15 protein-coding genes and 1 tRNA gene are annotated in these 19,812 nt (G+C 58.8%); 13 read left to right on the top strand and 3 right to left on the bottom strand.

From position 1 onward, the window contains the following. Positions 1-17 precede the first annotated feature (17 nt). The 5 genes from glpE to MKS85_RS13350 all read left to right on the top strand — a co-directional run bounded on the left by glpE (position 18) and on the right by MKS85_RS13350 (position 6,806). Positions 18-347: a thiosulfate sulfurtransferase GlpE gene (gene glpE / locus MKS85_RS13370; RefSeq protein WP_047228074.1), complete on the top strand. Its 330-nt coding sequence runs from the start codon at positions 18-20 to the stop codon at positions 345-347. Positions 348-646: 299 nt separating this feature from the next. Further along, the gene (locus MKS85_RS13365) at positions 647-2,569 is read left to right on the top strand and encodes a PrkA family serine protein kinase (RefSeq protein ID WP_047228075.1); all 1,923 of its coding nucleotides are present in this window, start codon (positions 647-649) and stop codon (positions 2,567-2,569) included. Positions 2,570-2,682: 113 nt separating this feature from the next. Beyond that, entirely contained in the window at positions 2,683-3,954 is a 1,272-nt protein-coding gene (locus MKS85_RS13360) for a YeaH/YhbH family protein (protein ID WP_047228076.1), read from the top strand. Further along, positions 3,951-5,516 (top strand): SpoVR family protein, encoded by a 1,566-nt coding sequence (locus MKS85_RS13355; RefSeq protein WP_047228077.1) that lies wholly within the window; start codon positions 3,951-3,953, stop codon positions 5,514-5,516. Before MKS85_RS13360 ends, MKS85_RS13355 begins: the two co-directional genes overlap by 4 nt. 63 nt (positions 5,517-5,579) lie before the next feature. After that, positions 5,580-6,806 (top strand): multifunctional CCA addition/repair protein, encoded by a 1,227-nt coding sequence (locus MKS85_RS13350; protein ID WP_188251803.1) that lies wholly within the window; start codon positions 5,580-5,582, stop codon positions 6,804-6,806. Positions 6,807-6,913: 107 nt separating this feature from the next. Here the strand turns inward: MKS85_RS13350 and folK are convergent, their stop codons facing one another. Both folK and folB read right to left on the bottom strand, forming a co-directional pair. Further along, complete coding sequence (gene folK / locus MKS85_RS13345; protein ID WP_047228079.1) at positions 6,914-7,441, bottom strand: 2-amino-4-hydroxy-6-hydroxymethyldihydropteridine diphosphokinase; 528 nt, start codon at positions 7,439-7,441, stop codon at positions 6,914-6,916. Further along, positions 7,432-7,785: a dihydroneopterin aldolase gene (gene folB / locus MKS85_RS13340; protein ID WP_018607238.1), complete on the bottom strand. Its 354-nt coding sequence runs from the start codon at positions 7,783-7,785 to the stop codon at positions 7,432-7,434. Before folB ends, folK begins: the two co-directional genes overlap by 10 nt. Before the next feature lie 74 nt (positions 7,786-7,859). Between folB and plsY the strand changes: the two genes are divergently transcribed. After that, positions 7,860-8,429, top strand: a complete 570-nt coding sequence (gene plsY, locus MKS85_RS13335; RefSeq protein ID WP_139049024.1) for a glycerol-3-phosphate 1-O-acyltransferase PlsY — start codon at positions 7,860-7,862, stop codon at positions 8,427-8,429. Between the two features lie 10 nt (positions 8,430-8,439). Here the strand turns inward: plsY and tsaD are convergent, their stop codons facing one another. Then, entirely contained in the window at positions 8,440-9,465 is a 1,026-nt protein-coding gene (gene tsaD, locus MKS85_RS13330; RefSeq protein WP_188251804.1) for a tRNA (adenosine(37)-N6)-threonylcarbamoyltransferase complex transferase subunit TsaD, read from the bottom strand. A 199-nt stretch (positions 9,466-9,664) separates the two neighbouring features. Here tsaD and rpsU point away from each other — a divergent pair, with 199 nt between their 5' ends. From rpsU to MKS85_RS13295, 7 genes are all read left to right on the top strand, one after another. After that, on the top strand, positions 9,665-9,880 hold the full coding sequence (gene rpsU / locus MKS85_RS13325; RefSeq protein ID WP_002551877.1) for a 30S ribosomal protein S21: 216 nt from the start codon (positions 9,665-9,667) through the stop codon (positions 9,878-9,880). Between the two features lie 476 nt (positions 9,881-10,356). Then, positions 10,357-12,315 carry a DNA primase gene (gene dnaG, locus MKS85_RS13320; RefSeq protein WP_107323001.1) on the top strand — a complete coding sequence of 653 codons (1,959 nt, stop codon included), beginning with the start codon at positions 10,357-10,359 and terminating at the stop codon, positions 12,313-12,315. Between the two features lie 67 nt (positions 12,316-12,382). Continuing rightward, complete coding sequence (rpoD, locus tag MKS85_RS13315; RefSeq protein WP_047228083.1) at positions 12,383-14,230, top strand: RNA polymerase sigma factor RpoD; 1,848 nt, start codon at positions 12,383-12,385, stop codon at positions 14,228-14,230. 124 nt (positions 14,231-14,354) lie between these two features. Beyond that, entirely contained in the window at positions 14,355-18,098 is a 3,744-nt protein-coding gene (locus MKS85_RS13310; protein WP_047228084.1) for a bifunctional diguanylate cyclase/phosphodiesterase, read from the top strand. A gap of 15 nt (positions 18,099-18,113) precedes the next feature. After that, positions 18,114-18,190: transfer RNA gene (locus MKS85_RS13305), tRNA-Ile, on the top strand. A gap of 475 nt (positions 18,191-18,665) precedes the next feature. Next, positions 18,666-19,166: a hypothetical protein gene (locus tag MKS85_RS13300; protein WP_310662952.1), complete on the top strand. Its 501-nt coding sequence runs from the start codon at positions 18,666-18,668 to the stop codon at positions 19,164-19,166. A 10-nt stretch (positions 19,167-19,176) separates the two neighbouring features. Next, complete coding sequence (locus MKS85_RS13295; RefSeq protein WP_188251806.1) at positions 19,177-19,419, top strand: hypothetical protein; 243 nt, start codon at positions 19,177-19,179, stop codon at positions 19,417-19,419. The last annotated feature ends 393 nt before the right edge of the window (positions 19,420-19,812 follow it).

The following is a 19,812-nucleotide window of genomic DNA, read 5'->3' as shown; positions in this document are numbered from 1 at the left end:
GGCTACAGGAGTCCCAAATGACCGCTTTTAAACGCATCCCCCCAGAGCAGGCCCAGGCCCTGCGTGAAACAGGCGCGGTTGTCGTCGACGTTCGAGATCCGGCCACCTTCGCCGCCCTGCACATCAGCGGCTCGACCCATCTGGATAACCACTCCCTCTCCGATTTCATCCGCAATGCGGACCTCGATGCCCCCGTGGTGGTGGTCTGTTATCACGGCAACTCCAGCCAGAGCGCAGCCGCTTACCTGGTCAGCCAAGGCTTCTCCGATGTCTATAGCCTGGACGGCGGTTTTGAGCTGTGGCGCACGACTTATCCTGCAGAAACAGCCCCAGGTAACCCGGAATAATTTTTATGACGCCCAAGCCCACGTGAACCGCGGGTTTGGGTGATGGCGGACGAACGGTCTGCCACAACTAATTACGCATTCAACCTTTACCTCTCCGATTCCGAACTATCCTTAGCCTCAGGCCATCCAAAACAGGGGAGAGCCGGTACACCGGCGCGCGGGTTCATCGGGAGACAGCTTTCAGGAGACGGCATTTCTGAAAGCATTCTGGGGGGTAAACGGCAGCTGGGTTCCCAGCGGCCGACCAGCATCGACTGATTGATCCGACACCGGCTCCACGTATCGAGCGAGGTGACGTCATGAGTATTTTTAGCCACTTCCAGCAACGTTTCGAGTCCACGCGGCAGGAGGAATACTCGCTGCAGGAATACCTCGATCTCTGCAAGCAGGACCGCAGCGCCTACGCATCGGCTGCGGAACGCCTGTTGCTGGCAATCGGAGAACCGGAACTGCTGGATACCTCGGCCAATTCGAGGCTTTCGCGGATCTTTTCCAACAAGGTGATTCGCCGCTATCCGACCTTCCAGGACTTCCATGGCATGGAAGAGTGCATCGACCAGATCGTGTCCTATTTCCGCCACGCAGCTCAGGGTCTGGAAGAAAAGAAACAGATCCTGTACCTGCTTGGTCCCGTCGGCGGCGGTAAATCGTCCCTGGCCGAGAAGCTCAAGGAGCTGATCGAAAAGGTGCCCTTCTACGCCATCAAGGGTTCTCCAGTGTTCGAATCCCCCCTGGGGCTGTTCAACGCTACCGAAGATGGCGCGATTCTGGAGGAAGACTTCGGTATTCCGCGCCGCTACCTCAATACCATCATGTCGCCATGGGCCACCAAGCGCCTGGCCGAGTTCGGCGGTGACATCAGCCAGTTCCGGGTGGTCAAGCTCTACCCTTCGATCCTCAACCAGATCGCGGTGGCCAAGACCGAACCGGGGGATGAAAACAACCAGGACATTTCGGCCCTCGTGGGCAAGGTCGATATCCGCAAGCTGGAAGAGTTTCCTCAAAACGACGCCGACGCCTACAGCTATTCGGGTGCGCTGTGCCGGGCCAACCAAGGCCTGATGGAATTCGTCGAAATGTTCAAGGCGCCCATCAAAGTGCTGCACCCCCTGCTGACCGCAACCCAGGAAGGCAACTACAACAGCACTGAAGGCCTCGGGGCGATTCCGTTCAGCGGCATCCTGCTGGCGCACTCCAACGAATCGGAATGGCACACCTTCCGCAACAACAAGAACAACGAAGCCTTCATCGACCGGATCTACATCGTCAAGGTGCCCTACTGCCTGCGAGTCACCGATGAGGTCAAGATCTACGACAAGCTGCTGTTCAACAGCTCGTTGTCCAAGGCCCACTGCGCCCCCGATACACTGAAGATGCTTGCCCAGTTCACGGTGCTGTCGCGCCTGAAGGAGCCGGAAAACTCCAACATCTATTCGAAGATGCGCGTCTATGATGGTGAGAACCTCAAGGACACTGATCCGAAGGCCAAGTCGATCCAGGAATACCGCGACAACGCGGGGGTCGACGAAGGGATGAATGGTCTGTCCACACGGTTTGCCTTCAAGATCCTGTCCAAGGTCTTCAACTTCGATCCACACGAGATCGCAGCCAACCCGGTTCACCTGCTGTATGTGCTGGAACAGCAGATCGAGCAGGAACAATTCCAGGCGGAAACCCGCGAGCGTTACCTGCGTTTCCTGAAGGAGTATCTGGCTCCGCGTTATATCGAGTTCATCGGCAAGGAAATCCAGACCGCGTACCTGGAGTCCTACAGCGAATATGGGCAGAACATCTTCGATCGCTACGTGCTTTACGCGGACTTCTGGATCCAGGATCAGGAATACCGCGATCCGGAAACCGGCGAAATCCTCAACCGCGTGGCGCTGAACGAGGAACTGGAAAAAATCGAGAAACCGGCCGGGATCAGCAACCCCAAGGATTTCCGCAACGAAATCGTCAACTTCGTCTTGCGGGCCCGGGCCAACAACAACGGCAAGAACCCGACCTGGCTCAGCTACGAGAAGCTGCGGGTGGTCATCGAGAAGAAAATGTTCTCCAACACCGAAGACCTGCTGCCAGTCATCAGCTTCAACGCCAAGGCCAGCAAGGAGGACCAGCAAAAACACAACGACTTCGTCACACGCATGGTCGAACGTGGCTACACCGACAAACAGGTACGACTGCTCTCCGAGTGGTACCTGCGGGTCCGGAAATCGCAGTGAGGCAGTGAAGCAGCGGCAAGCTTCAAGCCATGAGCTGCAGGGGCGCTCACCGTCCCTGCGCTTGCGGCTTGCAGCTTGAAGCTGAGAACTTGAAGCTGCCCAGAGGGCCACCTATGAGCTATGTGATCGACCGACGCCTTAATGGCAAGAACAAAAGCACGGTGAACCGCCAGCGGTTTCTGCGGCGTTACCGCGACCATATCAAGAAGGCCGTCGAAGAGGCGGTCAGTCGCCGTTCCATTACCGACATGGAACATGGCGAGCAGATCAGCATCCCCGGACGCGACATCGACGAGCCGGTGCTTCACCACGGGCGTGGCGGCAAACAGACTGTCGTGCACCCCGGCAACAAGGAATTCACCAGCGGCGAACACATTCCGCGTCCGCAAGGCGGAGGTGGCGGGAGAGGTCCGGGCAAGGCCGGTAACTCCGGCGAGGGCATGGACGAATTCGTGTTCCAGATTACCCAGGAGGAATTCCTGGAGTTCATGTTCGAGGACCTCGAGCTGCCGAATCTGGTCAAGCGCAACCTGACCGGCACCGATACGTTCAAGACGGTGCGCGCCGGCATCAGCAATGAAGGCAATCCTTCGCGTATCAACATTATCCGTACGCTTCGCTCGGCCCATGCCCGGCGCATCGCGCTGTCTGGCAGCAGCCGGGCAAAGTTGCGCGAGACCAAGGAGGAGCTCGCCCGCCTCAAGCGCGAAGAACCCGACAATTTTGGCGATATTCAGGAGCTGGAAGCGGAGATCGAAAAACTTAGCGCGCGGATTCACCGTGTGCCATTTCTCGATACCTTCGACCTCAAGTACAACCTGCTGGTGAAACAACCCAACCCCAGCTCCAAGGCCGTGATGTTCTGCCTGATGGACGTGTCGGGGTCCATGACCCAGGCCACCAAGGATATTGCCAAGCGGTTCTTCATCCTGTTGTACCTGTTCCTCAAACGGAACTACGACAAGATAGATGTGGTGTTCATCCGCCACCACACCAGCGCCAGGGAAGTGGACGAAGAGGAGTTCTTCTATTCCCGGGAAACCGGCGGCACGATCGTTTCCAGTGCCCTGAAGCTGATGCAGGAAATCATGGCCGAACGCTATCCAGCCAATGAATGGAACATCTATGCAGCCCAAGCGTCCGACGGCGACAACTGGAACGATGATTCACCCATTTGCCGCGACATCCTGATTAACCAGATCATGCCGTTCGTCCAGTACTACACCTATGTGGAAATTACTCCACGGGAACATCAGGCCTTGTGGTACGAATATGAACGCATTGCCGAAGCGTTTTCCGACACATTTGCCCAGCAGCAACTGGTCTCGGCCGGGGACATCTACCCGGTCTTCCGTGAACTCTTCCAGCGCAGGTTAGTGACATGACCGCCAAAAAAGAGCAGAAGCGTCAACCCATCTCCACCGGCTCCGAATGGACGTTCGAGCTGATCCAGGCCTACGACCGGGAAATCAGCCGTATCGCGGACCGTTATGCCCTGGACACTTATCCGAACCAGATCGAGGTGATCACCGCCGAGCAGATGATGGACGCCTACGCCTCGGTCGGTATGCCACTGGGCTATCATCACTGGTCCTACGGCAAGCACTTCCTCAGTACCGAGAAGTCCTACAGCCGCGGCCAGATGGGATTGGCCTATGAGATCGTGATCAACTCCGACCCTTGCATCGCCTACCTGATGGAAGAAAACACCATCTGCATGCAGGCCTTGGTGGTGGCCCATGCGTGCTACGGCCACAACAGCTTCTTCAAGGGTAATTACCTGTTTCGCACCTGGACCGATGCCAGCTCGATCATCGATTACCTAGTATTTGCCAAGCAATACATCATGCAATGCGAGGAGCGTCACGGCATCGATGCCGTGGAAGACCTGCTGGACTCCTGCCACGCGCTGATGAACTACGGCGTGGACCGCTACAAACGGCCGTATCCGATTTCCGCCGAAGAAGAACGCCGTCGCCAAAAGGACCGCGAAGAACATCTGCAAAAGCAGATCAACGATCTGTGGCGCACCATTCCCAAAGGGGCGGATAAGTACAGCGAGAAAGACAACGCGCGCTTCCCTGCCGAGCCTCAGGAAAACATCCTCTATTTCATTGAAAAACACGCGCCGCTGCTGGAGCCGTGGCAGCGGGAGATCGTGCGCATCGTGCGCAAGATCGCTCAATATTTTTATCCGCAACGCCAGACCCAGGTCATGAACGAAGGCTGGGCCACGTTCTGGCATTACACGCTCATGAACGACCTGTACGACGAAGGCCTGGTCACCGACGGTTTTATGATGGAGTTCCTCACGTCCCACACCAGCGTGGTGTTCCAGCCCGGTTTCGACAGCCCGTATTACAGCGGCATCAACCCTTATGCACTGGGCTTTGCCATGTACCGCGATATCCGGCGCATGTGTGAAAACCCCACAGAGGAGGATCGGCGCTGGTTCCCGGACATCGCCGGCTCGGACTGGTTGTCCGCTATCAAATTCGCCATGAGCAGCTTCAAGGACGAGAGCTTCATCCTCCAGTACCTCTCGCCCAAGGTCATCCGCGACCTGAAACTGTTCAGCATCCTCGATGATGACCAGAAAGATGACCTGCTGGTGCCTGCCATCCACGATGAAAGCGGTTATCGCGTCATCCGCGAGACACTGGCGGCGCAATACAACCTGGGCAACCGCGAACCCAACGTTCAGATCTACAGCATCGATCGCCGGGGCGATCGCTCGCTGACGCTGCGCCATCAGGCGCATGATCGCAAACCGTTGGGCGACTCAACCGATGAAGTCCTCAAGCACCTGCACCGCCTCTGGGGGTTCGACATCCATCTCGAAACCCTGCAAGGCGAGCAGGTGATGAAAACCCATCACGTGCCCCCCAGAACCGAGCAAACCGAAGGAGATTATGGCCGGTTGGACCTGGCTGTCATTCATCTTTGAACCCGTTTCCACCTCCGAAGGCCTGGCGCAAAGGTTATCCTGTCAGACCAACGGAGGTTTTTTATGCAGATCTATAAAGTCGGCGGCGCCGTTCGCGATCGCCTGCTGGGCATTCCTGTCACCGACATTGATCGGGTCGTGGTGGGGGCTACGGCCGAGGATATGCTCGCCAAGGGCTTTCGCCCGGTGGGAGCTGACTTTCCGGTATTCCTTGATCCCAAGACCGGGGAGGAATACGCCCTCGCCCGCACCGAACGCAAAAGTGGCCGCGGTTATGGCGGCTTCGTGTTCCACGCCAGCCCTGAAGTGACCCTCGAAGAAGACCTGATCCGCAGGGACCTGACGATCAACGCCATGGCCGAAGATGACCATGGCAATCTTACCGATCCGTACCACGGCCAACGCGATCTCAAAGCCCGCCTTCTACGCCATGTTTCCCCCGCGTTCGCCGAAGATCCCCTCAGGGTCCTGCGGGTTGCCCGCTTTGCCGCGCGCTATGCTCCGCTGGGTTTCAAAGTGGCGGACGAAACCCTGGAACTAATGCGCCAGCTCAGCGACTCGGGCGAACTGCAAGCCTTGACCGCCGAGCGCAGCTGGAAAGAAATTTCCCGCGCTCTCATGGAAAAACAACCGCAGGTGTTTATCCAAGTCCTGCGCGATTGCACAGCCCTCAAAGTCTTGATGCCCGAGGTGGATGCACTGTTCGGCGTGCCGCAACCCGAGGCCCATCACCCTGAAATCGACACCGGCGTCCATACCCTGAGCGTGCTGGAGCAGGCCGCGCTGCATGAACAACCCCTGACAGTTCGTTGGGCGTGCCTGCTGCATGACTTGGGCAAAGGCCTGACACCCGCGCACGAATGGCCCCGGCATATCGCCCATGAACACACGGGCCTGAAGCTGATCAAGGCGGTCAATGAACGTTTCAAGGCTCCACGCGACTGTCAGGAGTTGGCTTTATTGGTCGGTCAATACCATACCCACGGCCATCGTGCGCTTGAGCTGAAGGCCTCCACTTTGCTTGAGCTGTTGCAGAGTTTTGACGTGTATCGCCGCCCTCAGCGCTTCGAGGAGTTCATCGCCGCGTGCGAGATGGATGCGCGCGGCCGCAAGGGCCTGGAGAGTCGAAGTTATCCACAGGCGGATTACCTGCGTGGAGCGGCAGCGGCCGCTCGCGCAGTAGCGGTGCAGCCCTTGCTGGAAAAAGGCTTCAAGGGACCTGAACTGGGCGAGGCGATCAAGCGCGAGCGTCTTCGGGCATTGAAAGCGTATAAAGACGCGGCGAGCTGAGAAAGCTTTGTGTCGGCTTGCATCTTGGCCATCGCAAGCAGGCTCGCTCCCAAAGGCATCGCGGGCCGCTCAGGCGCAATGTCGGAGCGAGCCTGCTCGCGATGACGTCAGAGGCCTGACAGCAGCTCCAAAGGCGTGAGCGGTACACCCCGCCATTCAAAAGCCACCGGAGCCAACACCTGGTCAATCTGCGACTCATCCCACAAAGTCGCGAAGCTTTTACCTACGCCAGGATGTATCCGATCGGGTGCAATCAACGACAATGGCCACAGGACAAAGGCGTTCTTGAGAATTTCGGCGCGGGGCAGGATCAAGCCATCGAAATTGCCGACCTGCTCGCCATACAACAACACGTCGATATCCAGCGGCAGCCCTTTACGGTCCGGCGCATAACGACCGTTGTCTGCCTCGATGAACTTGAGGCGACGGTCCAGCTCCATCAGCGGCAGATCCGTGTAGGCAGCTACGACGAAATTGAAGAAAGGCCCGCTCTTGATCCCCACCGGCTGGCTCTCGAATACCGCCGAACAGCGTATGTCCACCAGGAAACCGGCAAGGGCTTCAAGACCTGCGCACAAGTGGGCTTCGCGCTCGATATTGCTGCCGAGCCCGAGAAAAACCTGAGTCAGCGACATCCGCGCTCGATCTCCACGCCCACGCCACTGGCGGCCGGCACAGCGCCGGGCTTGGTCACTTTCAGGCGCAACCAGGTAATCTTGAACTCGTCCATCAGCGCCTGGGCCAGTCGTTCGGCAAAGGTCTCGACCAATTGGAACTGGGCTTGCTCGGCAAATGCCTGGATGCGCGACGATACGCTGGCGTAGTCGAGCGCCAGGGTCAGGTCATCGCCGGCGGCGGCCGGACGGTTATCCCAGGCGAAACTCAGATCCAGCCGCAGACACTGGCGGATGCCGCGCTCCCAGTCGTAGGCACCAATGACCGTGTCGACTTCCAGGCCTTCGATAAACACTCTGTCCAAGCACTCTTCTCCGCAGCACGACAAGGGCGCAATGCGCCGTTAGAATCAGGGCGTCCTCGCCCGGAATAGTTAGCATGTTTTGGTTACTGGCGACTTTCGCCTACCTGCTCGGCTCGCTGTCCTTCGCCATTTTGCTCAGCCGCCTGACCGGTCGCCCGGATCCGCGAATGAGTGGCTCGGGCAATGCCGGCGCCACCAACATGCTGCGCCTGGCCGGACGCAAACTTGCCATCCTGACCTTGCTTGGCGACCTCTGCAAAGGCCTTGTCCCGGTTCTGCTCGCCAATCTTGCAGGACTTTCGTTGCAGCAACAGGCCTGGATCGGTGTCTGCGCGGTCATGGGTCACTTGTTCCCACTGTACTTTCGCTTTCGCGGCGGCAAGGGCGTCGCCACCGCCGCCGGCATGCTGCTGGGTCTGTATCCCCCCGCCGCCCTGCTGGCCGTCGCTGCCTGGCTGCTGACGTTCTACCTGACCCGCACCAGCTCCCTGGCCGCCCTGATCGCCACACCGCTGATCCTGCCATTGCTGGCCTGGCAGGAGCCGGCGGCCTTGCTGCCGGTAACCGCACTCGTTGCACTGATCGTCTGGCGCCACCGGGGCAATCTACGCGACCTGTTTGCCGGGCGCGAACGGCATTTTTAATCCATACGCCCTACAGCGGTGACAACTGCTCCATGGGCCAGCGCGCCTGCACGCTGATTGCCAGGCTTTCGTGCTGGCCGGCTTGCAAACGCTGGCATCCGGCGAAGGCAATCATCGCCCCGTTATCTGTGCAGAACTCCGGCCTGGCGTAGTAAACGTCGCCGTTCATGCTGCCAAGCATGTTCTCTAGTGACACGCGCAAAGCCTTGTTCGCACTGACTCCGCCAGCGATCACCAGACGCTTGAGTCCGGCCTGTTTCAGGGCGCGCTTGCACTTGATGGTCAAAGTCTCCACCACCGCCTGCTGGAACGCCAGCGAGATGTCGCAACGGGCTTGCTCGCCGTCGTCTCCGGCGCTGACGCATTGCTGCCAGGTGTTCAGGGCGAAGGTTTTCAGGCCGCTGAAGCTGAAATCCAGACCGGGGCGGTCACACATCGGCCGCGGGAAGACGAAACGCCCTTCCACTCCTTGGGCCGCCAACCGTGCGATTTCCGGTCCGCCCGGGTAATTGAGGCCCATCATCTTCGCGGTCTTGTCGAAGGCTTCACCGGCAGCGTCGTCCAGGGTTTCCCCCAACAGTTCGTATTGGCCGATGCCATCGACCCGGACCAACTGTGTATGACCGCCAGAGACCAACAAAGCGACGAACGGAAACTCAGGCGGTTGCGGCTCCAGCATCGGCGCCAGCAAATGACCCTCCATGTGATGCACACCCAAGGCCGGGATACCCCAGGCGAAGGCGAGCGCCTGGGCACAGGAAGCACCCACCAGCAGCGCGCCCACCAGGCCCGGCCCGGCGGTGTAGGCAATGGCGTCGATCTCGGTCGGCACACAGCCGGCCTCGGCCAGGACCTGGCGAATCAAGGGCAGCATGCGCTTGACGTGATCGCGGGACGCAAGCTCGGGCACCACGCCGCCATAGGCGCGGTGCAGGTCGATCTGGCTGAACAGCGCATCGGCCAACAGGCCGCGTTCACTGTCGTATAATGCGACACCGGTTTCGTCGCAGGAAGTTTCTAATCCCAGTACTAGCATGGGTTTGCGCCTTGTAGAGGCTGAATTCGAAGGCGCGCATAATAGTCGTCACGTTGTGCCCCGACCAGCGGTTTTCGATCAGAGGCTTTGCATTCCGAGCGATGAGGGGTTAACATCCGCAACCCTTAAAAACCGACGTCTTCAAGTGCTCTTTTGCCGCGAGGATGTTGACCCCGGTAATGAATGAAGGTAGCTCTGGATGCCAGCCGTCAAAGTAAAAGAGAACGAACCCTTCGACGTAGCTCTGCGTCGTTTCAAGCGCTCCTGCGAAAAAGCCGGTGTTCTGGCTGAAGTTCGTAGCCGCGAATTCTACGAGAAGCCGACTTCCGAGCGTAAGCGCAAAGCAGCAGCCGCTGTTAAGCGTCACGCCAAGAAAGTTCAGCGCGAACAGCGCCGCGCCGTACGTCTGTACTAATACACAGACGTCCGTAGCAAGCTTCTGCCAAGCCCGGCCCTCAAGCCGGGCTTATGGCATTTGCGGAAAACGCTTGATGCTTCACTGTCAAAGTCGCACATGCGACCGAGACAACCTGCTTTACCACGTCAGACCTGGCTCTTTTGCCAGCGGTGCACGTCTCTTCTGACGAGCCTTCCAAGGCTACTGACGAGCACACCCTGATTCCTCTAACGACGATCAGCCCAAGGCACCTGCTTGCGTGCCCGCCTGATGATCCGAGGCCTGAACGGCCGTTACCGGACTCAGCGCAACATATTCAAACAGTCGAATACTGATTAGTGATTAACGTCAGTGGACTATCGGCAGATACACTTCCCGACAGCGATGATGCAGACGACCCGGTCGAGCCACCGTTTTACCGTGCCTCAAGACCAAGAGTCGGTTACGCCTGCTGATTTCGGGTCCATATTTCGCGCAGTGATGATGAGAACGCCATGGCCGGGCTGATTCCCCAGAGCTTTATTGACGACCTCCTGAACCGCACCGACATCGTCGATGTGGTCAGCTCTCGCCTGCAAATGAAAAAAGCCGGCAAGAATTACACGGCCTGCTGCCCGTTCCACAAGGAAAAGACCCCGTCCTTCAGCGTCAGCCCCGACAAACAGTTTTACTACTGTTTCGGCTGTGGCGCTGGCGGCAATGCCCTCGGCTTCATCATGGACCACGACAACCTGGACTTCCCCCAGGCTGTCGAAGAACTGGCCAAAGCCGCCGGCATGGAAATTCCCCGCGAGGAAAGTGGCCGAGCGCACAAACCGCGCCAACCCACCGACTCGCCGCTCTACCCATTGCTGACAGCGGCGGCCGATTTTTATCGCCAGGCCCTCAAAAGCCATCCTGCCCGCAAGGCAGCCGTGGATTATCTCAAGGGCCGCGGCCTGACCGGGGAAATCGCCCGGGATTTCGGCCTCGGCTTTGCCCCGCCCGGCTGGGACAATCTGTACAAGCACTTAAGCAGCGACACCTTGCAGCAGCGCGCGATGATCGACGCCGGCCTGCTGATCGAGAATGCCGAAACCGGCAAGCGCTATGATCGCTTCCGCGACCGGGTAATGTTCCCGATCCGTGACACGCGCGGACGGATCATCGCGTTTGGCGGCAGGGTCCTGGGCGACGACAAACCCAAGTATCTGAACTCCCCGGAGACCCCGGTATTCCATAAAGGACAGGAACTCTACGGGCTGTACGAAGCGCGCAAGAACAACCGCAACCTCGACGAAATCATCGTCGTCGAAGGTTACATGGACGTGATCGCCCTGGCCCAGCAAGGTTTGCGCAATGCCGTTGCTACCCTGGGCACCGCCACCAGCGAAGAGCACATGAAGCGCCTGTTTCGCGTCGTGCCCAGCGTGCTGTTCTGCTTCGACGGCGATCAGGCCGGCCGCAATGCCGCCTGGCGAGCACTGGAAGCGACATTGCCATGCCTGCAGGATGGGCGGCGAGCGCGCTTTCTGTTTTTACCCGAGGGCGAGGACCCGGATACCCTGGTGCGCTCCGAAGGCACCGATGCTTTCCGTGCGCGGATCAACCAGCACGCGCAACCGCTGGCCGATTATTTTTTCCAGCAGTTGACCGAAGAAGCCGATCCACGCTCCCTCGAAGGCAAGGCTCATATGGCCACCCTCGCGGCACCGCTGATCGACAAGGTACCCGGCGCCAACTTGCGCACACTGATGCGCCAGCGTCTGACCGAAATCACCGGCCTGAACAGCGAAACGGTCAATCAGTTGGTCCACAGCGCCCCCCAGGAAGCACCGCCGGCTTACGACCCAGGCATTGATTACGACGCGATGCCGGATTTCGCCGACTATCATCAACCTCAGCAGGACTACGCGCCTGCGCAGGAATGGACACCCAAGAAACCGGGCAGCGGCGGCAAGAAATGGGACAAAAAACCCTGGGACAAGAACGGTAAGCGCGGCGATCGCGACCAGCCACGTGCCCCGCGCGTGCCGGCCGCCGTCGAACCACCAACACTGGCCGCCCTGCGGACTTTGCTGCACCACCCGCAACTGGCTGAAAAGGTCGAGGACGCCGGGCACTTCGCCGCCGAGGACCACAGCAATACGCAATTGCTGATCGCACTCCTTGAAGCCGTGCAGAAGAACCCCAAACTTAACTCTTTCCAGTTGATCGCCCGATGGCACGGCACCGAACAAGGGCGCCTGTTGAAGGCCCTGGCCGAGAAGGAATGGTTGATTGATGGAGACAACCTTGAACAACAGTTTTTCGACACCATTACTAGCTTGTCCGCCCGCCAACGCGAGCGAAATCTGGAACAACTTCTGCGAAAAGCTCGCCAGAGCGAGTTGACCAGCGAAGAGAAAAACCAATTGCGCGATTTACTCAGCCGCAATGTTTGCGCATCAAACCCGACCTCAACTGGCGCGTGAGGTCACAGCTCAGGTATAATCCTCGGCTTGTTTTTTGCCCGCCAAGACCTTCAGTGGATAGGGTGTTATGTCCGGAAAAGCGCAACAGCAGTCTCGTATCAAAGAGTTGATCCTATTGGGTCGTGAGCAGGGCTACCTGACTTACGCGGAGGTCAACGACCACCTGCCGGAGGATATTTCAGATCCGGAACAGGTGGAAGACATCATCCGCATGATCAACGACATGGGGATCAACGTATTCGAGGTTGCTCCAGATAAGGATGCCCTTATGCTGGCCGACGCCGATACCGACGAGGCGGCCGCTGAAGAAGCGGCCGCAGCGTTGGCAGCGGTCGAGACCGACATTGGTCGCACCACCGATCCCGTGCGCATGTACATGCGTGAAATGGGTACGGTAGAGCTCCTCACGCGTGAAGGCGAAATCGAAATCGCCAAGCGCATTGAAGAAGGCATCCGCGAAGTGATGGGCGCAATCGCGCACTTCCCTGGCACGGTTGACCATATTCTCTCCGAGTACACCCGCGTCACCACCGAAGGTGGCCGCCTGTCCGACGTCCTGAGCGGTTACATCGACCCGGACGACGGTATCGCGCCGCCTGCAGCCGAAGTGCCGCCGCCGATCGACGCGAAAGCCGCCAAGGCCGACGACGACACCGATGACGACGACGCCGAAGCCAGCGACGACGAAGAAGAAGCCGAAAGCGGTCCGGATCCGGTCATCGCTGCCCAGCGTTTCGGCGCTGTGGCCGACCAGATGGAAATCACCCGCAAGGCGCTGAAGAAGCATGGCCGCAACAACAAGCAGGCAATTGCCGAGCTGTTGGCACTGGCCGAGCTGTTCATGCCGATCAAACTGGTGCCAAAGCAGTTCGAAGGCCTGGTCGAGCGTGTCCGCGGCGCCCTGGATCGTCTGCGTCAGCAAGAGCGCGCGATCATGCAACTGTGCGTGCGTGATGCCCGCATGCCACGTGCTGATTTCCTGCGTCAGTTCCCTGGCCACGAAGTCGACGAAAGCTGGACCGATGCACTGGCCAAAGGCAAAAGCAAATACGCTGAAGCCATTGCCCGCCTGCAACCGGACATCATTCGTTGCCAGCAGAAGCTGACCGCGCTGGAGGCCGAAACCGGCCTGACCGTCGCCGAGATCAAGGACATCAACCGTCGCATGTCGATCGGTGAGGCCAAGGCCCGCCGCGCGAAGAAAGAGATGGTCGAAGCGAACTTGCGTCTGGTGATCTCCATCGCCAAGAAGTACACCAACCGCGGCCTGCAATTCCTCGATCTGATCCAGGAAGGCAACATCGGTCTGATGAAAGCGGTGGACAAGTTCGAATACCGTCGCGGCTACAAGTTCTCGACTTATGCCACCTGGTGGATCCGTCAGGCGATCACTCGCTCGATCGCCGACCAGGCCCGCACCATCCGTATTCCGGTGCACATGATCGAGACCATCAACAAGCTCAACCGCATTTCCCGGCAGATGTTGCAGGAGATGGGTCGTGAACCGACTCCGGAAGAGCTGGGCGAACGCATGGAAATGCCTGAGGACAAAATCCGCAAGGTATTGAAGATCGCCAAAGAGCCGATCTCCATGGAAACCCCGATCGGTGATGACGAAGACTCCCATCTGGGTGACTTCATCGAAGACTCCACCATGCAGTCGCCGATCGATGTCGCCACCGTTGAGAGTCTCAAGGAAGCGACTCGCGAAGTGCTCTCCGGCCTCACTGCCCGTGAAGCCAAGGTACTGCGCATGCGTTTCGGCATCGACATGAATACCGACCACACCCTTGAGGAAGTCGGTAAGCAGTTTGACGTAACCCGCGAGCGGATTCGTCAGATCGAGGCCAAGGCCTTGCGCAAATTGCGCCACCCGACGCGAAGCGAGCACCTGCGCTCCTTCCTCGACGAGTGATGTTAAAAACCCCCGGCCCTGCCGGGGGTTTTGTTATGTGCAGATAAAATCCCCCCGCTACGCCCCCCCGCCCTATTGCCCGTCTACACTCGAAACATCCTCCCCAAGCCATGACGAGACCGTGATGCCCAGACTGACGGCCGTGATTTTGCTGTCATTGATGAGCTGGACCGCAACGGCTGGCGCGCTGACGCTCACCGACGAAGAGCGCCGCTGGCTCAAGGACCACCCCGACCTGCGCCTGGGTGTCGACGCCTCCTGGCCACCGTTCGAATTTCGCGACGATCAGGGGCGGTATCAGGGCCTGGCCGCCGACTACGTGGATGTTATCCGCGAGCGGCTGGCTGTCACGCTCACGCCTATCGAGCCCGTCAGTTGGACGATGGTGCTGGAGCAGGTCGCACAGGGCAAAATCGATCTTTTACCCGGCATCATGTCCACGCCCGAACGTCAGAACTACCTGGCTTTCACCCGCCCATATCTGGACTTTCCCATCGTCATCCTGGCCCATCATGGCGGCGCAGAACCTCATAACCTTGAGGATTTGTACGGGCTGAAAATCGCCGTGGTGGAAAATTATGCGCCCCACGAACTGTTGCGCAACCACCATCCAGACCTGAATCTGGTGGCGCTGCCCAATGTCAGCTCAGCCTTGCAAGCCTTGGCCACAGATAAAGTGGATGCGGTGGTGGGCGACCTGGCTTCCAGTGTCTGGAGCCTGCGCCAACTCAAGCTTGACGGGCTCTATGTCAGCGGAGAAACACCCTATCGCTATCAACTGGCCATGGGCGTCCCCCGGGAGAACAGGATACTGGTGGGTATCCTGGACAAGGTGATAGCGGACATGAGCCCGGCCCAGATCAGCGAAATCCAGGAGAAATGGGTCGGCAATGTCCGAGATTACCGAAGGTTCTGGTCAGACCTGCTGGTTTACGGCTTGCCTGCGCTGCTCCTCTTGAGCGGTGTCCTTGCGGCGGTGATTCGCATCAATCGCCGCCTCAGCTCAGAGATCGCGCGACGAGTTGATCTGGAACAAGAACTGCGCAGCAGCGAATACCACTACCGCGGGCTGGTGGAGAGCCTTTCAGCAATTGCCTGGGAGGCAAGGGTCAGTGACTTCACCTACAGCTACGTGTCGCCTCACGCCGAAGATCTGCTCGGTTATCCCCTCTCCCACTGGCTGATTCCAGGGTTCTGGCGCAACATCATTCATCCTGCCGACCTGATCCGCGCCCAGAGCTATTGTGAGCATGAAGTGCTGGCGGGCCGGGACCATTGCATTGATTACCGCGTGATCACTGCTGACGGCCGCTGCCTGTGGGTGCGCGACATTGTCAGCCTGATCGAACACGGCCACGAACCGGTGATGCGCGGGTTGATGATCGACATCAGCGAAGCCAAACGCACCGAGGAAGCGCTGCGCCTCTCCGAGCAAAAATTCGCCTCGGTATTCCGTCAATGCCCGGACATCCTGGTGATAGCGCGCCTGATGGACGGTTGCCTGCTGGAGGTCAACAAAGCCTTCGAGGAGCAGATTGGCCTGAGCGCCGCAGAGGTGGTGGGCCAAACCGCGACCGAACTGAACATCTGGGGCATCCAGGACGTCGGCCCGGGCCTGCTGCAACGATTACAGGCCGGCAGCATCCGCAATCTGGAGATGCCTTTTCGCCGCAGCAATGGCCAGGTGTTCACCGGGCTGATATCGGCCGAACCCTTCGACCTCGACACCACCCCAGCCCTGGTCGTGGTAGTCCGTGATATCAGCCAGCTCAAGGAAACACAGCAGCAGTTGCAGACTTCCGAAGAGAAGTTCGCCAAAGCTTTTCATGCCTCGCCCGACGGCCTGCTACTGTCCCGGCAAAGCGACGGCCTGCTGATTGAGGTCAACGAAGGCTTCAGCCGTATTACCGGTTTCAACAGCGCCTTGTCGGTGGACCGCTCCACCCTGGACCTGGGTATCTGGGTCAACCTCAATGAGCGCAAACAGATGCTCGACCAATTACAACGAGACGGTTATGTCAGGGACTTCAGATGTCATATCCGCCGTAACGATGGGCAGATAAGGCTCTGCGAAGTGTCCAGCCGCCCTCTGCCCATCGGCAACGAAGACTGCATGCTGACCATCGCCCGGGACATCACCGAACGCCACCTGATGCAGGAAAAACTGCAACAGGCAGCCACCGTGTTCGAAAGCACTGCCGAAGGCGTGCTGATCACCGATACACAACAGCACATCAGCGCGGTGAACCGCGCCTTCAGCGAGATCACCGGCTATAGCGAAACCGAAGCCTTGGGTCACACGCCGCGGCTGTTGGCTTCCGGCCTGCATGACAGTGCGTTCTATGCCGCGATGTGGCACCAGTTGACCGCCGAGGGACACTGGCAGGGGGAGATTTCCAACCGGCGTAAAAACGGCGAGTTGTATCCCAGTTGGCTGACCATCAGCGCGGTGCGTAACCGGGATCGGGAAATCACCCATTTCGTTGCGGTCTTTGCCGATATTTCCAGCCTCAAGCACGCCCAGGCCCGACTCGATTACCAGGCGCACCACGACCCGCTCACCGGCCTGCCAAATCGCACATTGTTCGAAAGCCGATTACTGACGGCGCTCAACAGCCAGCAGGAAGATGGCGGCCAGGGTGCGGTACTGTTCCTGGACCTGGACCGCTTCAAGCACATCAATGACAGCTTGGGACACCCGGTGGGAGATCTGCTGCTCAAGGGTATCGCCGTGCGCCTGCGCGAGCAGTTGCGCGATATCGATACCGTGGCGCGCCTGGGGGGTGACGAATTCATCATCCTGCTGCCAGGCCTGCAACAACCCAGCGACGCCGAACACATTGCCCAAAAACTGTTGAATTGCTTTGCCGCACCGTTCCAGGCCGGCGAACATGAGTTCTTCATCAGCGCCAGCATCGGCACCAGCCTGTACCCACAGGATGGCTGCGACGTCGCCACGCTGGTCAAGAATGCCGATGCGGCGATGTACCGCTCCAAGGCCAAGGGCCGCAACCGGGTTGAAAGCTACACCCGCGACCTCACCGCCCAGGCCAGTGAGCGGGTGGCACTGGAACACGAGTTGCGACGCGCCATCGAGCGCAACGAATTATCGTTGTCCTTCCAACCCAAATTCAGCCTTGCCGACAATCGCCTGGTGGGCGCCGAGGCGCTGATTCGCTGGACCCACCCCACATTTGGCGACGTACCGCCGGAGCATTTCATCCCCCTGGCCGAAGAAAACGGCATGATCCTGCAGATTGGCGACTGGGTACTGGAACATGCCTGTCGACAACTGTCCGAATGGAACGACGCCTACGAAAGCCTCGGCCCGCTGTCGGTCAACCTTGCCGGAGCCCAATTGCGCCAACCCAACCTGCTGGGGCGTATCGAACAGTTGCTGCGTGAGCACCACCTCAAGCCCGGCTTGTTGCAACTGGAAATTACCGAAAACTTCATCATGAGCCAGGCCGAAGAAGCCCTCGCGGTGCTGCACCAGCTGAAAAAACTCGGTGTGCAACTGGCGATAGACGACTTCGGCACCGGCTACTCCTCCCTGAGCTATCTCAAGCGTTTGCCATTGGACTTCCTCAAGATCGACCAGTCCTTCGTCCGTGGCCTGCCCGATGACCCGCACGACGTGGCCATCGTGCGGGCAATCATCGCGCTGGGCCGCAGTATGCAATTCACCATCATCGCCGAAGGCGTCGAGACCCTGGCCCAACAACAATTCCTGGCTGAAGAAGGGTGCGAACAGATCCAGGGCTACATCGTCAGCCTGCCCCTGTGCGCCGAAGAGTTCGCCGCAACGTTTCTTCGTATGACCGTATCGGATTTTTCGGATAGCACAGCCGAGAAACCGTCGCTATAATCCGCGGCCTACTGAGGGCCTATAGCTCAGTTGGTTAGAGCAGAGGACTCATAATCCTTTGGTCCACGGTTCGAGTCCGTGTGGGCCCACCAACTCCAAAGCCGCGCATTGCGCGGCTTTCGTTTTCTCCCAGAGAAAAAAGTGGTACTTCGACCCGCTGCCGTGTCCACAAAGTGCCCCCCCCAAGCGCTCATCGATTCAGACGATGCGTATATCTACGGGAGATCCATCCCGTTATCCTGAATCACCCCGGATTCTCTAGACACCTTGCGGCGGGATTCCGCGATTGCAGTTTGATTGAACGCCCTTAACCCTCAGCGCAACGCAGAAGTTGTCGACGGAGCTTTACACGGTCACAGCATACCCCGGCCAGTGCCTCGTGCGGAGGCGCCTCGGCCTAACGTCTCCAAAACCGACGCGCTCGATGTGTTGTTACCGGGGAGTTGGCTCGCTGGCGATGAGACCCGTGCAGACATCAAATTCCCCGGGGCCTCACATCAAAGACCGTTTGCATCTTAGTCACCGCTTGTAGAAAATCATCGTCTTTTTGCACGAATGGATACGCGCATGAAGTTCGAGAAGACCACGCAGTACAGGTCCGCAGAAGGGATCGTCTTCAATCTGTCTCGAATCACCCTCATGGAAAGCGACCGAGGTCGCCTGCGCGAGCTGCACTTTGGCGAAGCGAAACGCGCCCATTACCAAGTCAACAGCATGGTCGTCGATATGTACGACCGAATGCAGGCTCGAAACCTGCCATGCCTGCTGACAGTCTGCATTTCCAATCCCCTCACCCGGCAGCAGGCCGATGCTATCAGTACTATGCGCGGCAACGTCGCCAAGGGAATTGCTGCGGCCACAGGTGGCGTTGCCGGGAGGGTAGGTGCGTTGGGCGGGCCGCTCATTGGCTGGGCTTCAGGCGCAGTCGTGACGACAGGTGTCAACTGGTACCTCAAAGGGGCCTTGCCGAACCTGCATGCAGGTGACGTGCTGGTCAGCATCGAGGGAGAGGTCCATGGCGGGATTGGCCCACAGCGCTCTGTCGTGACGCTGGTCATCAAGGACTGAGGAACTGCACATGCCCTACATCATGCAAACTGTCGTCCTTCTGGTACTGGGCACGATCCTCGTTCAGTTTCTGAAACCATACCCGCTGCGCAAGTGGCTGGGTTTGGCGCTGCTGGCAACGGGCTTGGTCAGCATCTTCAAGGTTGGTGAGCAGCAGGTGCTGGGCTTTGACCTGGAGCTGCTAGCACTGCTGGCCGTGCCGCTGGGCGTGGTGCTTTTCCTGACGCGGCGCCGGTTCACGGAGGGGGACTGAAGCCCTGGCACGATTTCTCGGTGCCGTCTCTGACCCAAAATCATATGGGACAACAGTCGATCAACAGCGCGTTGATCGATGATCTTAGCGTTGGACCTTGCCGGCGGATTGGGGGTTACTTTGAACATACTGATAACTCCTAACGTAGGTTAGATGCCGCCAAAAATCACTGCTAAATGATGGGTGGCGGCTGTAACGCAGGCCAGGTGCAGTCGGAAATGTGTAATGCCACATTGACCAGCCTCGCCAACTCTGCGGGCGCGGCCTAATTCTGATCCTAGACAGCACGGATCTAACGCACATGAAAGGTCACCGCAATCGCCAACCTTTAAAGTCAGACGATACGCATGCCTTAGACCAAGCCGCGTTTTGCTTCTTGATCTGTGAATGGAA

The organism is Pseudomonas sp. JL2 (assembly GCF_031570495.1).
GTDB classification, from domain to species: Bacteria; Pseudomonadota; Gammaproteobacteria; order Pseudomonadales; family Pseudomonadaceae; genus Aquipseudomonas; species Aquipseudomonas rhizophila.
The sequence above is the reverse complement of the archived record's forward strand: the minus strand, read 5'-3'. Positions and strand labels throughout refer to the sequence as shown.